The organism is Sphingorhabdus sp., from assembly GCF_044239005.1.
Taxonomy (GTDB): Bacteria; Pseudomonadota; Alphaproteobacteria; order Sphingomonadales; family Sphingomonadaceae; genus Sphingorhabdus_B.
On sequence record NZ_JBIICH010000021.1, the window covers coordinates 1 to 21,164 of the forward strand.

Below are 21,164 nucleotides of genomic sequence, written 5' to 3' on the forward strand. Positions count from 1 at the left end.
CCCCGGTTTCGGGCAAGGTGAAATGCCACCAATGCCCTTCTGCTTTGGTTTCAGGGGGCAGCGCCGATCGCCATGGCCCGTCCAACGTTTCGGTTTCCAGATGCACCTGCGGCCGCAAGCGGTCACGTGCTTCGGATACAAGCCCGTCGAAACTGATTTTGCCCTTGGCGATAATGGCGATGCGTTCGCACAAACGTTCGGCATGCGCGATGACATGGGTGGAGAAAATCACCGTCACACCCTTGGCGGCTTGCGCGTGGATCATCTTTTCAAGCTTGGCTTGATTGAGCGCATCCAGCCCCGAAAAAGGTTCATCGAGTACGATCAGCTTTGGGTCGTGGACGATTGTCCCCATCAGCTGCACCGTCTGGGCCATCCCTTTGGAAAGCTGCCTAATCTGCCGGTCCGCAGCATATCCAAGGCCAGCTTCTTCGAGCAAGGCCCGCCCTTTTTCCGCGCCCTCTTTTAACGATAGCCCGCGCAGCGCGCCCATGAACGCAATCGTATCGACCGCGCGCATTGATTGATACAGACCGCGTTCTTCGGGCAAATATCCGACATTGCGGGACTGCGTTATCGGGCGGTCCGAACCCAGCAGGTTGCGGGTTCCGGCATCAGGATCAATGATGCCAAGCAAAGTGCGCAACATGGTCGTCTTGCCAGCGCCATTTGGGCCCAAAATGCCAAAAATACTGCCCTCCGGAATTTTGAGGTCGACCCCGTCGACAGCACGAAAGCCATCGAATTGCTTTACGAGTCCCTTTGCCTCTATTGCGTACATATGAAATTGCCCCGGAGAGATGGTCGGTGCTGAATAAGGTTGGCGCGTGAAAAGAAACAACACAAATATAGTTAACGAATTGCAGACCAAGGCGCAGAGTGAGGGCTTTGTCGCCTTTGGTATTGCGCCGGGTCACCTCGCGCCGCGCGCGGGGTTGCGACTGCGCCAATGGATTGATGAAGGCCGCCATGGCGACATGTTGTGGATGGAAAGCCGCGTCGATGAGCGTGCCAATCCCGATATTTTATGGCCCGAAGTAAAATCAGTGATCATGCTGGGGATGAGCTATGCACCGCCACATGATCCAATGGCGCTTGCGGGCGATGACACAAAGGCGCGCATATCGGTCTATGCGCAAGGGCGCGACTATCATGATGTCGTTAAAGGCGCGCTCAAGCGGCTCGCCAGCTGGCTGGCCCATTCTGCAGAGGTCGGCGTCAAAGTGTTCGTTGATACCGCGCCGGTTATGGAAAAGGCGCTGGCTGAGGTGGCGGGACTTGGCTGGCAAGGCAAGCACAGCAACATCGTCAGCAAAGAACATGGCAGCTGGCTTTTCCTTGGTGCGATTTATACGACGGCAGAGCTCGCGCCATCGGTTCCCGCGGCCGACACATGCGGCTCGTGCCGGGCATGCCAAGACATCTGCCCAACCAATGCCTTCCCCGCGCCATATCAGCTCGATGCGCGCCGATGCATCTCCTATCTCACCATTGAGCATAAGGGCCCCATCGACCGCGAACTGCGTTCATTGATGGGTAATCACATTTACGGCTGCGACGATTGCCTGGCGGTTTGCCCGTGGAACAAATTTGCCGAGACCGCTGCAGCACATAAGGCATTTTTGCCCCGCGAAGCGCTGGTCGCGCCGCGCATTGCGGACCTTTTGGCTTTGGATGATGCGCAGTTTCGTGCGCTGTTTTCCGGATCGCCCGTCAAGCGCATTGGCCGCGACCGCTTTGTGCGCAATGTGTTGATTGCGGCTGGCAATGGCCGTGACCTCGGCGTGCTACCCGTGGTCGAGATGCTCATGGCTGACACCTCACCCGTCGTCCGTGGTGCCGCGATCTGGGCGATGTCGCGGCTGTCGCCCGAGATATTTGCGCGTGAAAAAAAGGTGCGCTTTGCCGACGAACTGGACCCATCGGTTTGTGCCGAATGGATGCTGAGTTAGGGTCAGGACCTAGTCAGCGGCGTTGCAAGGCATCAATGCAGGATGCGCGATCCACCGCAGCACCATCACTGCGTCGCGCGTCGACATAAGTGACGATTTCGGTCCGGCCCTTGCCCTCTGGATAGAGAAACACATCAAGGACGCAGGCTTTCCCGACAAATTGCAGCTTGCGGCCATGAACCTCAACCACATCAAGCCGTGGTTCGCCAAAAAGCCGTTTCAACGTGGCGACATCCTTGCCCATGGCCGCCTCTAGGCCCCTTGGTCCCATGGCCGGGCGAACGGGAATGGGCGGCGCAGTGCGTTGTACGGGCGCTGGCTGGCGGGTTTGCGCGTGTGCAAGAGGCGCAGATACAAAGCCTGCCAAAATCAACGCGATCGCGCTTGCGTTTATGGCGTGTTTCATATCGCTCTGTTTCCTGAATGGACCAGGTGCGCAGCCATCGCGGTAGCAAGCACGGGCACCAGCAGGTTGAAAAGCGGGATCAGCATGCCAACGGTGCCAATGAAACCAAGCAAGAGGCGCGGTAGTTTCTGGATGCTGCCTTGAGATGCGCCATGGCGGGCAATCAGCATGTCTTCCAAATCCTTGCCCAAAAGGAGCGCATTGAGAAACATGAAAGCGATAGCCGTGCCAACGCCCGTCACCAGCAAAACAATATACAGCGGCAAGGCGAGGAGATTGTAACCTACCACCCGCGCGATTGATCGCACCGCCATATGCACGCCAGCGCCGAAGCCCGGACGCTTTCCAAACGCAGCTTTCTGGGGATAATATCGATCTTCGACCGCATCGATAATATCGTCGGCAAAGATCCATGTGATTGCGACCGCGACCACCCGGAAAAGCAGAAACGCCGAAATCGGGACGATGGCCAGCGACAGGAAGGTCGACAGATATGCGCCGTTTTGAATGTTGAGCCACGCAAAAAGCCAATCGAACGCGAACCACATGCCGACGCCCAATAAAATGAAGCTGGCAAGGGTGCACAACACCACTTTGATGAGCAGCATTGCCACGCGCCTGTCCGAAAGGCTTTGGAACGAAAGCTGGAGCGCTTGTAACATGTCGCGCTTCTAAAGCGCTTGCCCGAAATGTCCAACCCCAGTAGGGCGCGGCGAGCTTAATTATAGGAAAATTCATGACTGAAAGCCGCTTCGACGTCCTCGCCATTGGCAACGCAATTGTTGATATCATTGCCAACACCGACGATGCTTTTATCGACAGCGAAGGCCTGACCAAAGGCAGCATGCAGCTGATTGATGAGGAACGTGCGCAGACATTATATGCGCACATGGGTCCTGCCCGTGAAATCAGCGGTGGTTCTGCCGCAAATACCTTGGCCGGCCTTGCACGGCTTGGACATAAAACGGCATTTATCGGGCAAGTTGCAAATGATCAGCTTGGCCAAGTGTTCGCACATGACATTCGTGCGGGCGGTATCCATTTCGATATTCCTGCACGTGATGGCGCACCTTCGACCGCACGTTGCTACATTCTCGTCACACCCGATGCGCAGCGGACGATGAACACCTTTTTGGGCGCATCGCAATATCTGCCTGCGACACTCATCGACAAGTCGCTGATTGAAAGCGCGGCCATATTGTATTTGGAAGGCTATTTGTGGGATCCTGAGGAGCCACGTGCCGCGATGCGTACCGCCATCGATGTCGCGCGTGCCGCGGGTCGCAAGGTTGCGCTGACATTGTCCGACGCATTCGTCATTTCGCGCCACGGACCAGACTTTTTGGCCGAAATGGACGCCGGTCGCATCGACATATTGTTTTCGAATGAAGTCGAAATTTGTGCGCTCAACAACAGCGATGATTTCGAAGCATCGGTCGCGGCCATCGCGGCGAAGGTTCCATTGTTGGTCTGCACGCGCGGCGAACATGGCGCAATCGCCATCGAAAACGGCGTGCGTACCGAGGTCGGCGCAGAACCTGTCGCCCAATTGGTCGACACAACAGGCGCAGGTGACTTGTTCGCATCAGGTGTGTTTGCAGGGATAGCGCAGGGCCGCCCGATGGCTGAATGCCTTGTCATGGGCGCCGTTTGCGCTGCTGAAATTATTTCGCATTATGGCGCGCGGCCAGAGGCGGATATTGCAGCGCTTGTTGCCAAGCGTCTGGCTTAATCCTTTTTCTTGCGGAACAGCACCCGGTCTTCCGGGCCAAAGCCCCAGCGCCAAATAATCCAGCCATAAAGGCCAAGGATTGCAGGCACGCCAATCGCCAGTTCCACCCACTCCAAACGGGCAGGGACGCTGACGATGGCCATGCCGAGCAATGCTGCCGCGGCGACAGCAACCAGCAACGCCCACCGCCACACGCGGATGGGCTGTCCCAATAACCGCGACAGCAATCGCGATTTGATGATCGAGCCGATACCCAGCGATATCATCAGCCCGCAGGCAACGGCTGCTGCCTGATATAGGCCGACATATTCTGGTTTCACGGCAATATCATCGACCAGCATGATAAGGCCGACGCTGACCAACGTTTGCACGGCCAACATACCGATTGAAATCAGCAAGTTCCGGTGACGGGCCATATAGACCAAAGCCGATTCACTGACGACCGCCGTGGCCGCCGCAACTTCCGCCGCCAGCAAAAAGGCAAGCGCCGCTGTTCCGCCGACAAATTCGGGACCCATTAATCCCATGACCGCTTCGCCGGGGATACCAAGCGCCAGTGCAATTCCGGCCTGCGCCGCGATAATCCAGAAACCGACCTGGCCGACCTGTTTGGCGATTTCGGCAAAATTGCGGGTCTGTAAATTGCGCGTGATGACGGGACCCAATATCGGGTCAAAGCTGGTTTTAAGCTTCTGCGGCAGGCTCGCCACCTGTTGGGCGACATAATAGATACCCACCACTGCGGGCGATGCAAATAGCCCCAATATGGCAAGGTCCAGCCGCCTGCTGCCCCATTCAGCCGCGTCCGCTGCGGCCAATGGCAGGTTGCGTCGGGCAATCACCAAAGAACGCTTCACACTTGGCCGCCATCCCCACGCAAAGCCATAGCTGCGCCACAAGGGCCATAGTGCAAACAACAATGCAGCTGCCAGCGAAGCGACGTAGGACAGGATCAACCCATCACGCGCGGAATAGAAATAAAGCGCGCCGGCCGCGATGCTGATTGTCCACGGTTCAACGATCGCACGTGCCCGCACGGTCGATGCGATATCGAATTTATAGGCCAAAGCGGACAAGGCGATGTCCGTTGCGACAATAGCAAAAATGGCGAGCGGCAGAAACCGGTCGAGCCCGTTAATGCCGCTGTTGGGAAACATCAGTTCGGGCAACATGATCAAAAATGCAGCGCCGAGCGCTGATGCCGCCATTGCGGCGAAAAAGGCATCCGCAATCATGTGGGCATGCGGGCGATCACCCTTCGCAAGCAATTCCGCCAGCCCGCGGCGCAGGCCAAGTGAAGCAAGCTGCGCGACGAATTCGATAATCAATATGGCATAGGCAAAGCGGCCAAGCGCTTCGGGACCATAAAGTCTGCCCGCGATAAACAAGAATGGGATACGGGCGGCCAACCGCAAAAGAAAACCAAATACATTCGTCCGCCCACCCTTTGCGAGTGCCTGAATGTCTTCTTCGTCAGTTCTGGCTGCAGTCAATGGATCGCCTCTTTCGGTACGCTAGCGGATTAGGTCCGCCGTTACCAGCTTTCGGACTTGAGCGGGCGTGCCAGCAATTCGGTGACGACGGCATCGACGGTCGCTGATCCTGACAGCAATGCGCATACGGCGCTCACGATGGGCATTTCGACATCAAGCGCGGTTGCCGACTGTAATAGGACCGGCGCGGTATATGCGCCTTCGGCAACCGTCTTGCGGTCTGCCAGCAGGGTTTGAGATGATTGACCTTGCCCAAGGCCACGACCCAAGGAAAAGTTACGCGAATTTTCAGAGCTGCACGTCAGGACCAAGTCGCCCAATCCGGATAGTCCGGCTAGCGTTTCGGCTTTTGCACCGCGCGCAAGGCCGTATCGCTGCATCTCGGCAAAACCGCGCGCAATCAACGCCGCACGCGCGTTGAGACCAAGACCTGCGCCATCGACGACACCGCATGCGATTGCGAGCACGTTTTTGACGGCACCGCCAATTTCCGCGCCGATGACATCATCAGACCAATAGGGACGGAACGACGGTGTGGCGATGCGGCGCATCAATTCGGAACCCAGCGCCTGATCGGCGGTCGCGAGCGTGACCGCTGTGGGCTTTCCGGCAGCAACCTCATGCGCAAATGTCGGCCCAGATAGCACGGCTATCGGATTGCCCGGGCGCGTTGCTGCCGCAACATCGGACACCAGCATTTGGGTATCGGCCTCAATGCCTTTTGCGCACAGGATCAGCGGTGCCTGTGTATCCGGCAGCGCCGACAGCGTGGCGCGCACATGCTGGGCCGGGGTCACGATGAGCAAATTTTCACAGGCGATCATGCGGGCGAGGTCGGCTGTCGCCTCAATTTTTGGCGATAATGATGTGCCCGGCAAAAACAGGCTGTTTTCGTGCTGGTTGTTTATGCTGTGCACAGCCTCTTCTTCGCGGGCCCAGATGAGGACGCGATCATGGATTTGCGCCATGACCGCGGCCAGCGCGGTGCCCCATGCGCCGCCGCCAATGATACCAACTGGATATTGCATCTGGATCATGCTTTCACGCCCGCACCGCGTGCGGGCGCTGCGTTGGGATCCAGCGGCCAGCGCGGCCGCGCCACAAAATCAAGGCCATCGGTCAGGCCCATCGCAAATCTCTCCGCGCCAGCCCATGCGATCATCACGCCATTGTCGGTGCACAACCACAATGGCGGCGCAACAAAACGCATGCCGCGGCTTGCGGCAAGCTGCTCGAGCATATTGCGGATGGGGACATTTGCCGCGACGCCGCCCGCAACAACCAGCGCAGCCGGTGCATCAATACGATCCAGCGTATAGCGTATCCGGTCGTACAGGCAGTCGATAACGGCTTGCTGAAACGACGCGGCAATATCCTCGACTTTATACTGGCCCGTCTCGTGCGCGCGCAGCACGGCGCTTTTTAGGCCAGCAAAGGAAAAATGCGGTTCATCAGCGCCTTTTAACGGGCGGGGTAATGGCACATTTTTCGCGTTGCCTAACGCGGCTGCGCGTTCGACGGCTGGCCCACCGGGAAAGCCAAGGCCCAAAATCTTCGCCGTTTTGTCGAACGCTTCGCCCACCGCATCGTCGATGGTGGTGGCCAGCCGGTTATAGTCGCCAACTCCATTCACCCGCAGCAACTGACAATGGCCGCCAGATACCAGTAGAAGCAGATAGGGAAATGCGAGATCGGCATCGACCAGCCGCGGCGAAAGCGCGTGGCCTTCCAGATGGTTGACAGCAATCAGCGGCTTTCCAGACGCCATGGCAAGCGCCTTTGCCGTCACAAGTCCAACCATGACACCGCCAATGAGACCGGGGCCAGCGGTTGCGGCAATGGCATCGACATCATCTAACGTCATGCCTGCGTCGGCGAGCGCGGTTTCCACCAAGGGGGTCATCAGCTCGGCATGCGCGCGCGCGGCGATTTCGGGCACGACGCCACCGAATGCGCGGTGATGATCTTCCTGGCCAGCCAAGGCATGGCTCAAAATCGTCCGGTCGGAACGCACAATTGCCGCTGCGGTTTCGTCGCAGCTGGATTCAAGACCAAGGATGATTGCCATTGCGCTTTCCCATAGGTGGACGTGGCGCTATGAACAAGTCGCATGACAATGATATCGTTTTCCTCCGACCGTCCGTTACGCATCGGCACACGCCGGTCTCCGCTCGCTTTGGCGCAGGCGGAGATGACCGTGGCTGCCATCAAAGCGGCGCATAATCTGCCCGATGATGCCGTCGTCTTGGTCCCGATGCTCGCCACAGGTGACAAGATTCAGGACCGGCCGCTTGCCGAAATCGGTGGCAAGGCGCTGTGGACCAAAGAGTTGGAACGCGCGCTGATCGATGACCAGATTGATATCGCGGTGCATTCGATGAAAGATGTCGAGACCGTGCGCGCAGACATTTTTGATATCTCCGCCATGCTACCGCGTGCGGACGTGCGCGACCGATTGATTGGTGCAGCGTCGCTGGACGATCTGAAGCATGGTGCGCGGGTCGGGACATCCAGCCCACGGCGGGCGGCGCAGTTGCAACGTGCCCGTCCTGATGTGCGGATCGTCCCCTTGCGCGGCAATGTCGCAACCCGTTTGGCGCATATTGAAAATGGTGATGCGGATGCGACACTTTTGGCGGCGGCCGGGTTGGACCGGTTGGGCATGGCCAATGTCGGCGCGCCATTGCCGCTGAGCCAGTTTTTGCCGGCGGCATCGCAAGGCGCTGTGGGGATTGACCGGTTGACCAGTCGCAATGAGCTCGTCCCGTTTTTGGCGGCGATTAACGATGTGGACACTTTCGTTGCAGTGAATGCCGAGCGTGCTTTGCTTGAAGCATTGGGCGGCAATTGCCACTCCCCCATTGCCGCATTGGCGCAGGTCGAAGGTGCCCGGATTCGCTTAAAAGGTGAAGTTTTCACTGCTGATGGGCGGGAAATGCACGCGGGCGAGATCGTCTATGACGCGTCAATCGATGGTCCGGCACAATTGGCAGATCAATTGCTGGCAAATGCCAGTGATGAACTGCGGAGCATGTTCGCTTCGTGAAGGTGCTGATTATCCGGCCGCAACCAGGGGCAGATGCCACCGCCCGCCGATTTACAGCCGCAGGATATGCGCCAGTGCTAATGCCCCTGTTCGCCATTGAACATCTGCCGCCGCCATCGGTATCGGTTGGCGGATATGACGCGATTTTGTTGACCAGCGGAAATGCAGCGCGCGGCGCATGCGGATTTTTGGAAAACGCGGCCGACACCCCGATCTATGCGGTCGGCAGCGCGACCGCCAGCGCGCTGGCCCAACTGTCTTTGCCAGTCGCTGCGACCGGATCAAGCGGCGTGGAAGCACTTGTTGGTGTTGCTGCAGCAGACGGCCATAAAAAGCTCTTATGGCTTGCAGGCGAAGACCACAGCGCTGTTCCGCAGATTGCTGGCGCCCACATTGATATCGCTATCGTGTACCGAAGCGCGGCGCTGGAAACACCGGCGGACTTCGCCGCGCAGGTTGCAGTATGCGATGCGGTCATCCTGCATTCGTCACGCGCGGCGGCGCACTTTGCTGGTCTGTGCGATGCGGGCGGCCTATCGCGGAGCAAAATCACGCTCGCGACGTTTTCGATCGCTATCGCAGAAAGCGCGGGCGAGGGCTGGGCACAGATAATTGTCGCCACCTCACCAAATGACGCCGCGTTAATGGACGCAATAGGACAGCATTTTACAAGGATAGATTGCGCCCCGCCGCCGAATGCCGCTATTGAAGGAGCAACATGACCGATTTTCAAACAGCGACCGCCACGTCACGCCGTGGATTCACATTCAAGCACATCATGCTACTTATTTTATGTGCCTTTTTGGGTGGCGCGATTGTCGCCTATGTGATCGCCGACAAATATGGTTTTCTCACACCATCTGATGCCCCCGTGGCGGCCGAGTCATCCACTGGACCAGTGGGCAATGTGGCCACCACCGATGCTAGCGTTATAGCACAGCCGGTTACGGACCAAATGGTTCCAACTTTCCCATCACCCAATATGCTCTCGCCCGAAGCCGCGCGCGCGGATGGGCTGTTGCTCATTTATGCGGTGCGGCGTGCGATCGATAAGGGTGCGCCGCTGGGCGCTCTTGCCGAACAGTTGCGCCTGCGTTTTGGCGCGACCCAGCCGCAATCCGTTGCCGCGGTTTTATCGGCTGGGCAAGCGCCGGTCACGGTTGATGCTTTGAAAACCGAATTGCGCGGACTTGCGCCGGTGCTTTTGACGGGCAATCGAGACGACAGCAATTGGGCGACCGTGAAGCGCGAATTGTCGGAACTGTTCGTGCTGCGCAAAGAAAACGGACCATCACTCGCGCCAAATGAACGGCTGATCCGCGCCGAAGCGCTGGTCGATGCAGGCAAGCTTGATCTTGCTGTGGAGGAAGTTGCGGCTTTGCCCGGCGCATCCATCGCGCAATCATGGATGGCACGAGCCAAACGGTTCAGCGATGCGCGCAAAGCGCTCGACCGGCTGGAACAGGTCGCCATCCTTCAACCCGTAGCGGTGCCCGTAATCGTTGCGCCCTCGGTTGAGACCGCACCGTCGGACGTTCCCGTTCCAACCCCCTGAGTTACCCGTTTGAACCCAATGGCGGATGAAACGGCTTAGTTGGTTTTCCGCCTTATCGGGACCGGAATGTTGCAAATATCTGCGCCACCAGCAGGGATGTTGAAAAAAGCATCCCGCCGATTGGCGCGCGCGTCGGCATAGGCCGCAAAACTTTTGCTGTCTGTCGACAGATATTCGAACGCAGGCACGTCCTTCGCTGCGTTCCCAAGCTGCACCGACAGTATCGGCACGCGCTCTTCTTCCTTCTCATAGAAACCAAGTGCGCCCGTGCCGCGTGGCAGGCTGGACATATGCTCGATGCCTTCGATCACCCGTCCGACCAGCGCGATGTTGCGGTCCAAGTGCCGCGGCGCATGGCCAATCACGGTATAGAGTTCCGCGCCCGTGCCGGTGTCGGGTGACAGATTGCGGCCAACGCCGACCATGCCGTAGCAGTGCACGGGCCAAAGCCCCTCACGGCCTTGTGCCAGCGGCCAGCCAAGATAGAAGCCATGGGCACCCGCGTAGGCGTCTGGCCTTCCGTCTGCCCGGGCCAAAATCCAATCCTTGGTCGGCCAGTCAGGGGTGACATAATCCTTTGCGTCCACAATCGCCAACCCTTGCGGCAGCGCCTTCTTCTCGGTCGCATCGCCCCATTGTACGACATAATTGTCCTGCACGCGGTTGATGCTTGTGCCGTCCCACCAATGCGCGGCCGCCAGTTTGCGAATGTTGCTGACCCAACCCTGGCTGAACGGCGCAGGCATCAATTGAATGATCACGCGGCGGGACTTGCCTTTCGAATCGGGGGCGAGGTCCATCACCAATACATCCGACGGGGCAATGGCAACCCAGTCGTCCGATTTAGCTGCCGCCACAATTTCCGAAGGCGCGGGATAGGTCTTGGCCTCCTGTGCAGAGACGGGAAGAGCGGCGCAGATCGCGGCGCTGGCGAACAGGGGCAGATATCTTTTCACCAATACGATTATGGCAAATCACTGTGCCTTGCGAAAGCGGAAAGGAGCGGCTAGGGGCGTGCGTCCCTTAGGGGAATGCGGAGACGTGGCCGAGTGGTCGAAGGCGCACGCCTGGAAAGTGTGTATAGGGGTGACTCTATCGTGGGTTCGAATCCCACCGTCTCCGCCAATTTATTCAAGCATCGCTCTGTATTTAAACAATATTAATTGAAAAACGCTACACCAGACCCACATATAGCCCCACTTTTAAGTTGTACTGGGGTATGGACTGGAGATTCTTCCTCCAGCCGGTGTTTAAGACTACCTCTCACTGCGAGCCATAATTTACGAACATGTAAAGTTTGCTTCGTACCGATGCATCTGCAGGCACAGGGCAAGATCGAACGCTGGCATAAGGCACTCAAGAAACCGCGAACAACAGATCGAAGCGTTTGTCGAGCATTGCAACCATCATCCAACCGCGCCAATGATCAAAAGACAGACCACCGAACATTGGTGCCTGCGACACAGCAAGTCGGTCGGCTTTGCGTCCAATGTCCGTCATGCGAGACCGTTTCAGAACCCCCTAAAAGCGGAAGCTAAATAATTATGTGGCCAAACCGCCATGGTGCAGGTGACAGCACCTGTCAGATGCACCCGTACGACAGCATCCCAATCTTCCATAGACATTTTGCCGAATGCTCGGTCGCGCAGAATTCCCACGTTGTTGACCAGAATGTCGATTCGAGCCACATCACGTATGGCCGTAGCTACCATATCTTCGATCTGTTTGGGGTTACTTACATCAGCGCCATGCGCAAATGCATCCCCGCCGGCGGATAACCGGATCAAGTCCTACGCCTACCGTGCGCTGGCGCGGGGCCGACGACTGCGGCGCGCCGCGACTTGACAGCGGCCACCCGGCGCGGGCAAGCTTCGGTCCGGAGCGGAAAAGAGGATCGCCTTGATGAGCAGAACCAAGACCGGCAGTTGTCTATGCACCGCCGTGCGCTATACGATCAGGGCCGAGCCAGCGATGCAGGTGATCTGCCATTGCAGCCACTGCCAGCGCCAGTCGGGAAGTGCATTCTCGACGATTATCGGAGTGCCCGAATGCGCGCTTGAGATGATTGGCGAAGTGCGCACGTATGCCGATCGCGGTGACAACGGCAGCGAAGTACTGCGCCAGTTCTGCCCGCGGTGCGGGTCGCCGCTGTTCAGTCGTGTCGCCTCTACGCCCGGAATGGTCTACATTAAGTCCGGCACACTAGATGACCCGCGCATGTTTCATCCGCAGGCGCATATCTGGACCAAAAGCGCGCTCGAATGGGTCAGCATCGATGGCGCGCCCGCGTTCGAAACCAATCCAGCCGGATGAGATTACCGCCGCTGGTCCATTAACCGTGTTCCAACGCATCGTTCAACGCCCTTTACTTTGTAGCGGCCTATTATCCCGAATAACAAGAATAACTAAGGAGAAGCATTCATGAGTATGGTTGGAAAACAGATTTTCACTACTTTGGAATCAAATGGAACATTGACGGTTGAAGTCGCCGAAACGACCTTCCCCGAACCAAAGGGCACGCAAGTACTGGTGCGGATGGAGGCTGCGCCGATCAACCCTTCGGATTTGGCGCTGCTATTCAGCGCCGCGGATCTCGAAAACGCGCACTATTCGCCAGGAAAGATCGTCGCCAAAATGCCAGAGCCTTTCCTTAGCGGCTCCAAGGGCCGCCATGGGCAGCGTATGCCTGTGGGCAATGAAGGTGCGGGCACCGTGGTCGCCGCAGGGGACAATCCCGCCGCGCAGGCGCTGGTCGGCCAGCGGGTTGCCTGCGTTCCCGGAAACGCCTTCAGTCAATATTCCATTGCGGAAGCTAGCATGTGCTTGCCGCTGGGTGATATTTCGTCTGAAGATGGTGCCTCCGCCTTCGTCAATCCGATGACGGCACTCGGCTTTGTCGAAACCGCAAAGATGGAAGGCCACAAGGCCATCCTGCATTTTGCCGCGGCATCGAACCTAGGCCAGATGCTCAACCGTATCTGTCTGGAAGACGGAATCTCGCTGGTCAATGTGGTGCGCAAGCAGGAACAGGTAGATTTGCTAAAAAGCCTTGGTGCGAAGCATATCGTGAATACGTCAGACGATGATTTCATGGCACAATTGCGCAGCGCTATAGACGAAACGGGGGCTTATCTCGGCTTCGATCCGATCGGCGGTGGGGCCTCTGTCGATATGGCGTTCAAGGCAATGGAACAGGTCGCTGTTGGCAATATGAAGGAATTCAGCCGTTACGGGTCGGATCAAGCGAAGAAGATGTATATCTATGGCCGCTTGGACGTCAGCCCCACGATCCTGACGCCGTCCTACGGCTTCGGCTTCACTCTGTCGGGATGGCTGCTGTTCCCATTCTTGCAAAAGGCGGGAATGGAAACCACTGCACGGATGCGGAAGCGAGTGTTAGACAATCTGACCACCACCTTCGCCAGCCATTACAAGCAGAGAGTTACGCTGGAACAGATGCTCGAAAAAGACTCAGCGATCGATTACCGCGCAATGCGCACGGGCGAGAAATACCTCGTTACGCCCTAGATATCCGCGATCTCTGAATCGCTTGAATGCCTTTCAAACATTACCGGCTGGCGAAGGGAATCAGTGATCCCGTTCGCCAGCAGTAATTGGTGTGGTCAAAGCAAATGCATTTGATTGAAAAGTGGACCGACGAGGGTAGGAATTGGCGGTGCCCAAACCTCGCACACCCGACAGCCCATTCCGCTATTTTAACTCTTTACCGGAGACCATCAGCATGGTCGCTATCCCCGCGCCCCCTTAAGCCTGCGGAACCCGGAAGACCTGCTGTTCGAACGCGGGATCGACACCTGAGTGGCAGCGTAGGGCCTTAACAAGCGAAGACCAGTCAGTCCGCTCCCGGCCCATTTCCGTCCATTTATAAAGCGACTATCCGGACTGGAGTACGCAACGTTTGCTCTTGGTTCAAAGCAGATACGCACCGGTTATTCAACGGGGCGCCGCGGTAATGGACACTTTACGGCCGCGGCACGCCCTGTTCTGGCCAGCCCATCCGCTTCTTCTCGGCCGCCACCATTGCCGCGACGTCCGCGAGTAGCCGCTTAGCATCATAGACGATTCCGTCCTTCACCGTGTAGCTGACGCCGCCGACGCGTTCCAGCTTTTGGGTTTGCTCGTTCAACCGCAGCGTCCCTGTACCGTAAAGCGTCTTAAAGTTCTGAAGCGGGTTTTCTTTAACGATGACGAGGTCGGCAAGCTTGCCTACCCGGACCATCCCGATGGGGGGATCGGTAATCCCTTTAGGCTCGTACAGCGCCTGCGCGCCATTCATCGTTGCGGCGCGGATCACTTGGTGCGGGTTGAAGCCTGCTTCCTGCAGCATCTCCAACTCTTCGGGAAAGCCGAAGCCATAGGTTTTAAAGATGAAGCCACTGTCCGTGCCGGTCGTCACCCGGCCACCGATATTTTTATAATCATTCAAGAGACGCATGTAGCGCGCGTAGAAATTGCGCCATTGTGTCTCTTGCTTGGTGGTCCAGTCGAAGAAGTAAGAGCCGTGGTTCTCGCGCGACGATTGGAAGAAGTCCCAAAGCTGCGGCATTGTGTATTCGTTGTGCCAGTCGGCGTTGCGTGCCCGCATCAGGTCGCGTGAGGCCGCGTAAATGGTCATAGTGGGATCAAAGGTGACCCCTTGGTCCTTTTGCGCCTTCAGATAGTCTGTCCATTCCTTGGAACCCGGCTCGTAGATGTCGTCCCAAATGTCCGCGACTTCCGCGAAGCGATATTGTTCGTCATTGAAACTGTAATCGGCGGAATAATCCTGAATCGCACCATTCTTTAGGAGCGATTCCATGTGGCCGTAAAAATGGGTCACCGTTCCGAGCCCAGCCTCACCCGCCTGCCGCGCATTCATCATCGCGACCCCTGTTTGCGTAAGGTGCGCTGTGGTGCCAAGCCCTAGCTTCTTTGCCTCATCGATCGCGGCTTTGAATATCTCGGGTCCCTCGGTCGGACCGATCCCGAACTTTATACCGTCAATATTGTTCTTCGCGGCCCAGCGGACCCACTCGCGCGCCTGCTGCGGCGTTATCACCGGCCCCTTATCCCAGCCTTGGCCGAGCCGCTGGTAATCAAAGATGCGAGGGGCAACAATTTCGTTGCGTGCGGAACGAGCCTTCTCGACAGTTGAGACGTTCCAAGGAGCCAGATTTACACCCCGCACCGACGTCACCCCGTGGGCCAGCCACAGCTTATAGGAATAGCCAAGATCTGGCGCTTTGTCCGCCGAACTGCCGTGGACATGGGTGTCAATAAAGCCAGGAAGCACCCACATGCCGGCGGCGTCAATTTCATGGTCGAAGTCACGGGGCTCACGCCCTTGCTTCATCGGCAGCCCGGGCGTGCCTGCGTCCAATATCTCCGCGATCCGATTGTTCTCAACAACGATGTCGACCGGTCCGCGCGGCGGCGCGCCGGTGCCGTCAATCAGCATCGCGCCGCGGATTACCATTTTGCGGAACGGCCCTGCACCTTCGCCGGCCGCCCGTGCGGGCGCCGGGTTCGCGCCCGCCCGTGGTTTTACCGCCTCAACCTTCTGCGGGGCTGGGGCTTGGGCAAATGCCGGGGAAACCGCGCACAGAGCGGCCGAAAGCACGCCGGCAGACAGCCAGAATTTAGAAAAAACACGCATCATCTTATCCCCCGCCAATAAGCCTAGATTGGCCCCTTGCATGCCCGCAGCATAGCGGCGTCTCCGACAGCCGAAAAGGACTTTCAATGGGTCGAAGTTAGGCATCGCCCTTCGGCGGCTAAAGGGCCGCTTCTCGCCCTAGCGACGTGAAAGTTGCCAGTCGGTTACCGGCCAAAAAGTTGCCATGACACATGATCAGGGACGACGGCCGATGAGGCTTTCCACCAAAATAGACTGTTCCAATTGGAACGCTGGCAAACGGTGTGGGACACCAACGACTCTTACCGGGCAAATGTGACTTTTGTGGGGTTTGGGATTGCGCGGACCGGTCCCAAAGCGTTACGGATGATCGTCGCTCATCCGTTTTTAGGAGCATGCTGAACACAAAGATGAGCGCAGTGCAAATCGCATTAACCGGCAATGCCCAATCCAAGACCGACTTAAACACTGAATTTCCGCGATTTTTGCGCGGGCGTTCCAATCGGAACGCTTATAAAGACGCACGCTGCAAGCCCGCTTTGAGCAGCAAAGCCGATAACACCTAAGTCATTGAAATAATTGGAGCGGGCGAAGGGATTCGAACCCTCGACCCCAACCTTGGCAAGTGACCGGTCCACAGCAATATATTGATATAAAACAATAATTATGGGCTTGCTCAAATCCGTTTATGTTACGTTTACAAAAACCGGCATTGCGACCCTAACAGAACCCGATTTTGCGGCGCAGAATTTTTGCCTGATTTTGGTTGGAAACTTTTCAGAGTTTCCTTGGCGATCTTAATGAAAGCAAGTCCCCGCTAAACCCCGTTTTAAGCAAGATGAATATGGGACCCGACGGCATAAACGCATTTCGAAATGGGCGGTGACCTGTTAAAAATAAGAGTTTGCATCACAACGAATAGTTACGCAAAAACCTGAAATGGGCGATGTCACACTTACACCTTTGCATTTTTCTGTTCGGGGCGCACTCACGCGCGGCATTGCAGAAATGGGATACGCGCCAAGCAATCAAATTTTATCAGAGCGCTTGGGCGAAACTGTCGAAACAATAGAGCAGACTCTACAGCAACTGCATGAAGCGCACGCTTTGCAATTGCATCCGCATCGTTGCAAACCATGGGTCGTGCATCCATTCGCCCTTTCGCCGGGTTCTTGCTGGGTGCAATCGGGCGATCGTGGATGGTGGGCAAACTGCGTGTATTGTGGCATGGGTATAGCGGCAGCGCTTGAGCAAGATGTTGAAATTCACACGCGCATGGGCGGTGAACAGGAACCCATCGTAATCCACGTGACCAACGGCAAAGTTCAAGAAGAAGAACTCCTATTACACCTTTCGACACCCGTTAGTGAATGGTGGGACAATGTCATTCATGCCTGCGCTTCATTTCAACCGTTCCGTTCAACAGCAGATATCAACGCTTGGTGCGCTCGCCACGACCTTCCGCTTGGCGCCGTTGTGCCATTACCAAAAATGTGGAGTTTTGCGGCAGATTGGTATGGAGATTATCTTCGTGCGCCTTGGAAGAAGCGAACGGTCGAGGAAGCAAAAGAACTGTTTTTGAAACACGGTTTTACAGACGCGTTTTGGCGATTGGATGCGTAAGTGTCCACGCCACCCCAAGCAGGTCAACTTCTCCATCTTAACCCGCTGAACAGTAGAGAGTGACACACCCAGTTTCCCAGCGGTTTTCCGTATCAACAAACCATAATCTAGCAATGTCAGGATTCGCTAAGGGCGATCGACTTAGAGCGATCTTTCACCCTAGCAATGGCGTCGCCCGATTCCCAGTTTTTGGCGTTGTTCCAGCAGAGTCCATCAACGTCTCTCAAAAACGACTAAATCCGTTTATGATCCGTTTATAGGTTTTTTGGGGGAATCTCGAAAAGGACTATTTTGTAAGTCCTTGATTTTCCTAAGAAAACTGGAGCGGGCGAAGGGATTCGAACCCTCGACCCCAACCTTGGCAAGGTTGTGCTCTACCCCTGAGCTACGCCCGCTCTGGCGGTCAGGTTCTTTAAATCCTGACGGGTGAGGCGCGCCGTTAGCATGGGGTATATTCCCCTGCAAGCCCCAAATATCGGCTTTTTACGAAAACTGGGGTAATGCCTCTATTGTGAAACCTGTCTCTTTGCCCACATAGGGATGAAACGAATCTTGTGGAATGGAGAATGAAGTGGCGACGATGGGCCTTACCACCGACGAGCAAAAAGCCGTTGAGCAATTCCGTAACGACGTCGTTACGCCGTCGATGGACAAATTGGTGATCCTGGATTTCTGGGCCGAATGGTGCGGCCCATGCAAGCAGTTGACGCCCATATTGGAAAAGGTTGCCGCAGAATATGCAGATCGCGGCGTCGTTTTGGCCAAGGTCAATGTCGACGAAAATAAGTTCATCGCGTCGCAGTTTCAGGTGCGCTCGATTCCCACTGTCTATGCCATTTTTCAGGGACAGCCCGTTGCGGACCTGTCGCCAGCCCGCACAGAGCCGCAGTTGAAGCAAATGCTGGACCAGTTGCTTGAAAAATTGCCGATATCGGCAGGGCCGGTTGCGGATGACCCCACAGCTGCCCTCTTGCCGCTGATGGAAGCTGCAGAAGATCTTTTGGCGCATGATAGCGCCGAGCAGGCTTATGGGCTGTTTGCAGAGGCGCTGACGATATCGCCAGAGCATCCCGCAGCGTTGTCGGGCCTTATCCGGACTATGGCCGCTATTGGCCGTCTGGAGGAGGCACAGGCGGTTTATGATAGCCTGAGCGAAGAACTGCGCGCCGATCCTGCGCTGGAAAAGGCGGGGTCGATATTAAGCATTGCCGCCGCCGCTGTCCCGCCCGAAGAATTAGCCGGTTTGAAAGCAGCCGTTGATGCAGCGCCCGAAGACCATCAAGCACGGCTTGATCTCGCAAATGCGTTAATGGCCGCCGGTGACCGCGATGGCGCAGCCGAAGCGCTGCTGCATATCATTGCCGCCGACCGCGAATGGAATGAAGGCGCGGCAAAGGCACGGCTTTTGGAAATTTTCGCGGTCATCGGTCTTGAAGACCCATGGGTGTCGGCAACACGCCGCAAATTGTCTGCGATCTTGTTCGGATGACCACGCGCCGTATCTCGATTTTCCCACTCACCGGGGCCATTATTTTTCCGGGCATGCAATTGCCCCTGCATATTTTTGAACCACGCTACCGTGACCTTGTCGGCGATTCGCTGGCGCGTGACCGCAAAATCGGCATGATCCAGCCAAAGGGACAGGGCACCAACCCGCCGCTGTTCACCGTCGGCTGTCTTGCCCGCATCCACGATGTGGAGGCGCTCGACGATGGCAGATACAATATCATTCTGGAGGGCGTGCAGCGCTTTTCGATCGTGCATGAGCTGAATGTCACCACCAGCTTTCGGCAGGTCGAAGCGGAGCTTTGGGAAGAAGACGAAATTGGCGATGCCCTATCGCTGGCGGAACGCGCCTCACTCGAAATCGAATCGCGCCGTTTTGCCGAAGCGCAGGGCTATAGTATCGATTGGAGTGCGGTGTCGCAGCTGGATGATTATTCGTTGGTCAATGCCATCGCCCAAATCGCGCCATTTGACTATGCCGCAAAACAGGCGTTGTTGGAGGCACGAGGATTGTCAGACCGCGCAGATACGATCGTTCAATTGATGCAGTTTTTCGGACGGCATGACGGATCGGACGACCGGGTAACGCTCCAATAATCAGCCAACAAAGCTTGCGCGCAATCCATCAATAACAAACTGCGCCGCAAGCGCGCCGAGGAGCACGCCAAGAAGCCGTGTGATAACAGCCTCTGCATTTGCGCCCAGCACCCGCATGATCGGACCAGCAGCCAGAAGCGCCAGCAAGGTGAGCACCAGCACGGTGGCAAGCGCGCCAAGAATCACGCCTGCGCGATCAACGCCGCTATTTTGCGACATCAACAGCATGACCGATGCGATGGAGCCTGGCCCAGCAATCATCGGCATGGCCATGGGAAAGACCGAGACGTCTTCGATTTCGGGGGTGTCGAGGATTTTCTGCGCGCGTTCTTCGCGGCGTTCCGTGCGCTTTTCAAAAACCATGTCGATGGCGATGAGAAACAGCATGATGCCGCCTGCAATTCGGAAGCTGTTCAGTTCAATGTGCAGTGCCGAGAGCAATTGTTCGCCAAACAATGCAAACACCAACAATATGCCCGACGCGACGATGACCGCGCGAAACGCCATATTGCGGCGCTGCGCGGCATTTGCGCCTTTGGTCAGGCTCGCATAAATTGGCGCGCATCCCGGAGGATCGATCACCACGAAAAATGTGATGAAGGCCGAGAGGAACAGCTCCATCATAATGAAGCGGCCACCTGATCGGTAATCACGGTCTCCGTCGCTTCACCGTTCCACAATTTGATTTCAATGGTGCGCGCGCCATTTGGGTGCACGATCCAACTATAGCTTAGTGACTGATCCCGCGCATAACCGATCTTCATCTTCGCGCCCTCGGGTGGCGCCACCAGCGTCGCGGGCGCACGGCCCTTGCAACTCGCAACCTTGGTCTCAATCATTTCCTTCGCCATGCGCGGCACGGTCAGGGCGTCGCCATGATCCAGCACCCATTTCCATTCGCCATCACCGCGATTGTTCGTTTCGACAAATTCCCACACGGTGGTGAAATAGCCAACCGAGCCATCGGGCCGTTGCCATGCACCCGTCGTGACGCCGGTTTTGCCGTCGCAGGACATATATGCCTTATGCGGTTGCCACTTCACCGATACTGCCGGATCAGCCTTGCCCTTTAACCATTCGGACGCGGCCACAGGTTGCGGCACAAACATCACCGCATCTTTTGCAGCCGTTTCACGAAATGCCGTCCATTGGCCCTTTTGTTGGGCAAGCTGGTTAAACCCAATGTCCGCCGCGATGATCGCACTTGGATTGGCAATCTTGGGTTGGAACGTGCGAAACTCTGGACGCGGGCCAGAGGCACAACCCGTCAACGCCGCAACAAGTATCAGGGCGAAAACGGGTTTCATGACGTCATATACCTTCCGGCACTATGATCCCTGCACGACGATGCGCGGCGACCAGAGTGTTGCGCAACAAGCACGCAATGGTCATGGGGCCAACGCCGCCGGGCACAGGTGTGATCGCGCCAGCATGACGGAGGGCATCATCAAAGGCAACGTCGCCGACCAGCCGGCCCTTGCTTTGCCCATCCGCGGGCGCAAGGCGGTTGATACCGACATCGATGACCACCGCGCCCGGTTTCAACCAGTCGCCGGTTACCATTTCAGCGCGGCCAACCGCTGCGACAACAATATCCGCGCGCCGCACCACATCGGGCA

22 protein-coding genes, 2 tRNA genes and 1 pseudogene are annotated in these 21,164 nt (G+C 57.0%); 11 read left to right on the plus strand and 14 right to left on the minus strand.

What is annotated here, in order from left to right:
- Window positions 1-781 (minus strand): ABC transporter ATP-binding protein (locus ACILQA_RS03050; protein ID WP_395628361.1); only part of this gene is annotated, 781 nt, incomplete at its 3' end.
- A gap of 46 nt (window positions 782-827) precedes the next feature.
- On the opposite strand from ACILQA_RS03050, the gene queG reads away from it, so the two are divergent.
- Window positions 828-1,952 (plus strand): tRNA epoxyqueuosine(34) reductase QueG, encoded by a 1,125-nt coding sequence (gene queG, locus ACILQA_RS03055; protein WP_395628362.1) that lies wholly within the window; start codon window positions 828-830, stop codon window positions 1,950-1,952.
- 13 nt (window positions 1,953-1,965) lie between these two features.
- Here the strand turns inward: queG and ACILQA_RS03060 are convergent, their stop codons facing one another.
- Window positions 1,966-2,358, minus strand: coding sequence for a hypothetical protein (locus tag ACILQA_RS03060; RefSeq protein WP_395628363.1), 393 nt, complete (start codon window positions 2,356-2,358; stop codon window positions 1,966-1,968).
- A complete protein-coding gene (locus tag ACILQA_RS03065; protein WP_395628364.1) occupies window positions 2,355-3,020 on the minus strand; it encodes an EI24 domain-containing protein in 666 nt (221 codons plus the stop codon). Before ACILQA_RS03065 ends, ACILQA_RS03060 begins: the two co-directional genes overlap by 4 nt.
- A gap of 74 nt (window positions 3,021-3,094) precedes the next feature.
- Here ACILQA_RS03065 and ACILQA_RS03070 point away from each other — a divergent pair, with 74 nt between their 5' ends.
- The gene (locus tag ACILQA_RS03070; RefSeq protein WP_395628365.1) at window positions 3,095-4,090 is read left to right on the plus strand and encodes an adenosine kinase; all 996 of its coding nucleotides are present in this window, start codon (window positions 3,095-3,097) and stop codon (window positions 4,088-4,090) included.
- Here ACILQA_RS03070 and ACILQA_RS03075 read toward each other — a convergent pair.
- The 3 genes from ACILQA_RS03075 to tsaD are packed head-to-tail and all read right to left on the minus strand — an operon-like array spanning window position 4,087 to window position 7,651.
- Window positions 4,087-5,583: a lipopolysaccharide biosynthesis protein gene (locus ACILQA_RS03075; protein WP_395628366.1), complete on the minus strand. Its 1,497-nt coding sequence runs from the start codon at window positions 5,581-5,583 to the stop codon at window positions 4,087-4,089. The genes ACILQA_RS03070 and ACILQA_RS03075 overlap by 4 nt on opposite strands.
- Window positions 5,584-5,624: 41 nt before the next feature.
- On the minus strand, window positions 5,625-6,620 hold the full coding sequence (locus ACILQA_RS03080) for an NAD(P)H-dependent glycerol-3-phosphate dehydrogenase (protein WP_395628367.1): 996 nt from the start codon (window positions 6,618-6,620) through the stop codon (window positions 5,625-5,627).
- Window positions 6,617-7,651: a tRNA (adenosine(37)-N6)-threonylcarbamoyltransferase complex transferase subunit TsaD gene (gene tsaD / locus ACILQA_RS03085; protein WP_395628368.1), complete on the minus strand. Its 1,035-nt coding sequence runs from the start codon at window positions 7,649-7,651 to the stop codon at window positions 6,617-6,619. Before tsaD ends, ACILQA_RS03080 begins: the two co-directional genes overlap by 4 nt.
- Window positions 7,652-7,693: 42 nt before the next feature.
- Here tsaD and hemC point away from each other — a divergent pair, with 42 nt between their 5' ends.
- The 3 genes from hemC to ACILQA_RS03100 are packed head-to-tail and all read left to right on the plus strand — an operon-like array spanning window position 7,694 to window position 10,184.
- Window positions 7,694-8,629: a hydroxymethylbilane synthase gene (hemC, locus tag ACILQA_RS03090; RefSeq protein ID WP_395628369.1), complete on the plus strand. Its 936-nt coding sequence runs from the start codon at window positions 7,694-7,696 to the stop codon at window positions 8,627-8,629.
- Window positions 8,630-8,631: 2 nt separating this feature from the next.
- Entirely contained in the window at window positions 8,632-9,351 is a 720-nt protein-coding gene (locus tag ACILQA_RS03095; protein WP_395628381.1) for a uroporphyrinogen-III synthase, read from the plus strand.
- The gene (locus ACILQA_RS03100; RefSeq protein WP_395628370.1) at window positions 9,348-10,184 is read left to right on the plus strand and encodes a hypothetical protein; all 837 of its coding nucleotides are present in this window, start codon (window positions 9,348-9,350) and stop codon (window positions 10,182-10,184) included. Before ACILQA_RS03095 ends, ACILQA_RS03100 begins: the two co-directional genes overlap by 4 nt.
- A 35-nt stretch (window positions 10,185-10,219) precedes the next feature.
- On the opposite strand, the gene ACILQA_RS03105 is transcribed toward ACILQA_RS03100, so the two are convergent.
- Window positions 10,220-11,140 carry a peptidylprolyl isomerase gene (locus ACILQA_RS03105; RefSeq protein WP_395628371.1) on the minus strand — a complete coding sequence of 307 codons (921 nt, stop codon included), beginning with the start codon at window positions 11,138-11,140 and terminating at the stop codon, window positions 10,220-10,222.
- A 79-nt stretch (window positions 11,141-11,219) separates the two neighbouring features.
- Between ACILQA_RS03105 and ACILQA_RS03110 the strand changes: the two genes are divergently transcribed.
- Window positions 11,220-11,309, plus strand: a tRNA-Ser gene (locus ACILQA_RS03110).
- Between the two features lie 231 nt (window positions 11,310-11,540).
- Here the strand turns inward: ACILQA_RS03110 and ACILQA_RS03115 are convergent.
- Window positions 11,541-11,684 (minus strand): hypothetical protein, encoded by a 144-nt coding sequence (locus ACILQA_RS03115; RefSeq protein ID WP_395628372.1) that lies wholly within the window; start codon window positions 11,682-11,684, stop codon window positions 11,541-11,543.
- Between the two features lie 11 nt (window positions 11,685-11,695).
- Entirely contained in the window at window positions 11,696-11,971 is a 276-nt protein-coding gene (locus tag ACILQA_RS03120; RefSeq protein ID WP_395628373.1) for an SDR family NAD(P)-dependent oxidoreductase, read from the minus strand.
- Window positions 11,972-12,086: 115 nt separating this feature from the next.
- On the opposite strand from ACILQA_RS03120, the gene ACILQA_RS03125 reads away from it, so the two are divergent.
- Window positions 12,087-12,497 carry a GFA family protein gene (locus ACILQA_RS03125; RefSeq protein WP_395628374.1) on the plus strand — a complete coding sequence of 137 codons (411 nt, stop codon included), beginning with the start codon at window positions 12,087-12,089 and terminating at the stop codon, window positions 12,495-12,497.
- Between the two features lie 108 nt (window positions 12,498-12,605).
- Window positions 12,606-13,712 carry a zinc-binding dehydrogenase gene (locus ACILQA_RS03130; protein ID WP_395628375.1) on the plus strand — a complete coding sequence of 369 codons (1,107 nt, stop codon included), beginning with the start codon at window positions 12,606-12,608 and terminating at the stop codon, window positions 13,710-13,712.
- Window positions 13,713-14,166: 454 nt separating this feature from the next.
- On the opposite strand, the gene ACILQA_RS03135 is transcribed toward ACILQA_RS03130, so the two are convergent.
- Window positions 14,167-15,840, minus strand: coding sequence for an amidohydrolase family protein (locus ACILQA_RS03135; protein ID WP_395628382.1), 1,674 nt, complete (start codon window positions 15,838-15,840; stop codon window positions 14,167-14,169).
- A 918-nt stretch (window positions 15,841-16,758) separates the two neighbouring features.
- Between ACILQA_RS03135 and merB the strand changes: the two genes are divergently transcribed.
- Entirely contained in the window at window positions 16,759-17,442 is a 684-nt protein-coding gene (gene merB, locus ACILQA_RS03140; protein WP_395628376.1) for an organomercurial lyase, read from the plus strand.
- Window positions 17,443-17,762: 320 nt separating this feature from the next.
- On the opposite strand, the gene ACILQA_RS03145 is transcribed toward merB, so the two are convergent.
- Window positions 17,763-17,837 (minus strand) — tRNA-Gly (locus tag ACILQA_RS03145).
- Between the two features lie 164 nt (window positions 17,838-18,001).
- On the opposite strand from ACILQA_RS03145, the gene ACILQA_RS03150 reads away from it, so the two are divergent.
- Window positions 18,002-18,931: a tetratricopeptide repeat protein gene (locus tag ACILQA_RS03150; protein ID WP_395628377.1), complete on the plus strand. Its 930-nt coding sequence runs from the start codon at window positions 18,002-18,004 to the stop codon at window positions 18,929-18,931.
- A complete protein-coding gene (locus ACILQA_RS03155) occupies window positions 18,928-19,545 on the plus strand; it encodes an LON peptidase substrate-binding domain-containing protein (RefSeq protein ID WP_395628378.1) in 618 nt (205 codons plus the stop codon). Before ACILQA_RS03150 ends, ACILQA_RS03155 begins: the two co-directional genes overlap by 4 nt.
- On the opposite strand, the gene ACILQA_RS03160 is transcribed toward ACILQA_RS03155, so the two are convergent.
- The 3 genes and pseudogenes from ACILQA_RS03160 to ACILQA_RS03170 all read right to left on the minus strand — a co-directional run.
- Window positions 19,546-20,169 (minus strand): MarC family protein, encoded by a 624-nt coding sequence (locus ACILQA_RS03160; protein ID WP_395628379.1) that lies wholly within the window; start codon window positions 20,167-20,169, stop codon window positions 19,546-19,548.
- The gene (locus ACILQA_RS03165) at window positions 20,166-20,852 is read right to left on the minus strand and encodes a hypothetical protein (RefSeq protein ID WP_395628380.1); all 687 of its coding nucleotides are present in this window, start codon (window positions 20,850-20,852) and stop codon (window positions 20,166-20,168) included. The genes ACILQA_RS03160 and ACILQA_RS03165 overlap by 4 nt, the downstream gene beginning before the upstream one ends.
- Before the next feature lie 4 nt (window positions 20,853-20,856).
- Window positions 20,857-21,164 (minus strand): annotated as a pseudogene (locus tag ACILQA_RS03170) (bifunctional methylenetetrahydrofolate dehydrogenase/methenyltetrahydrofolate cyclohydrolase); the annotation flags it as partial.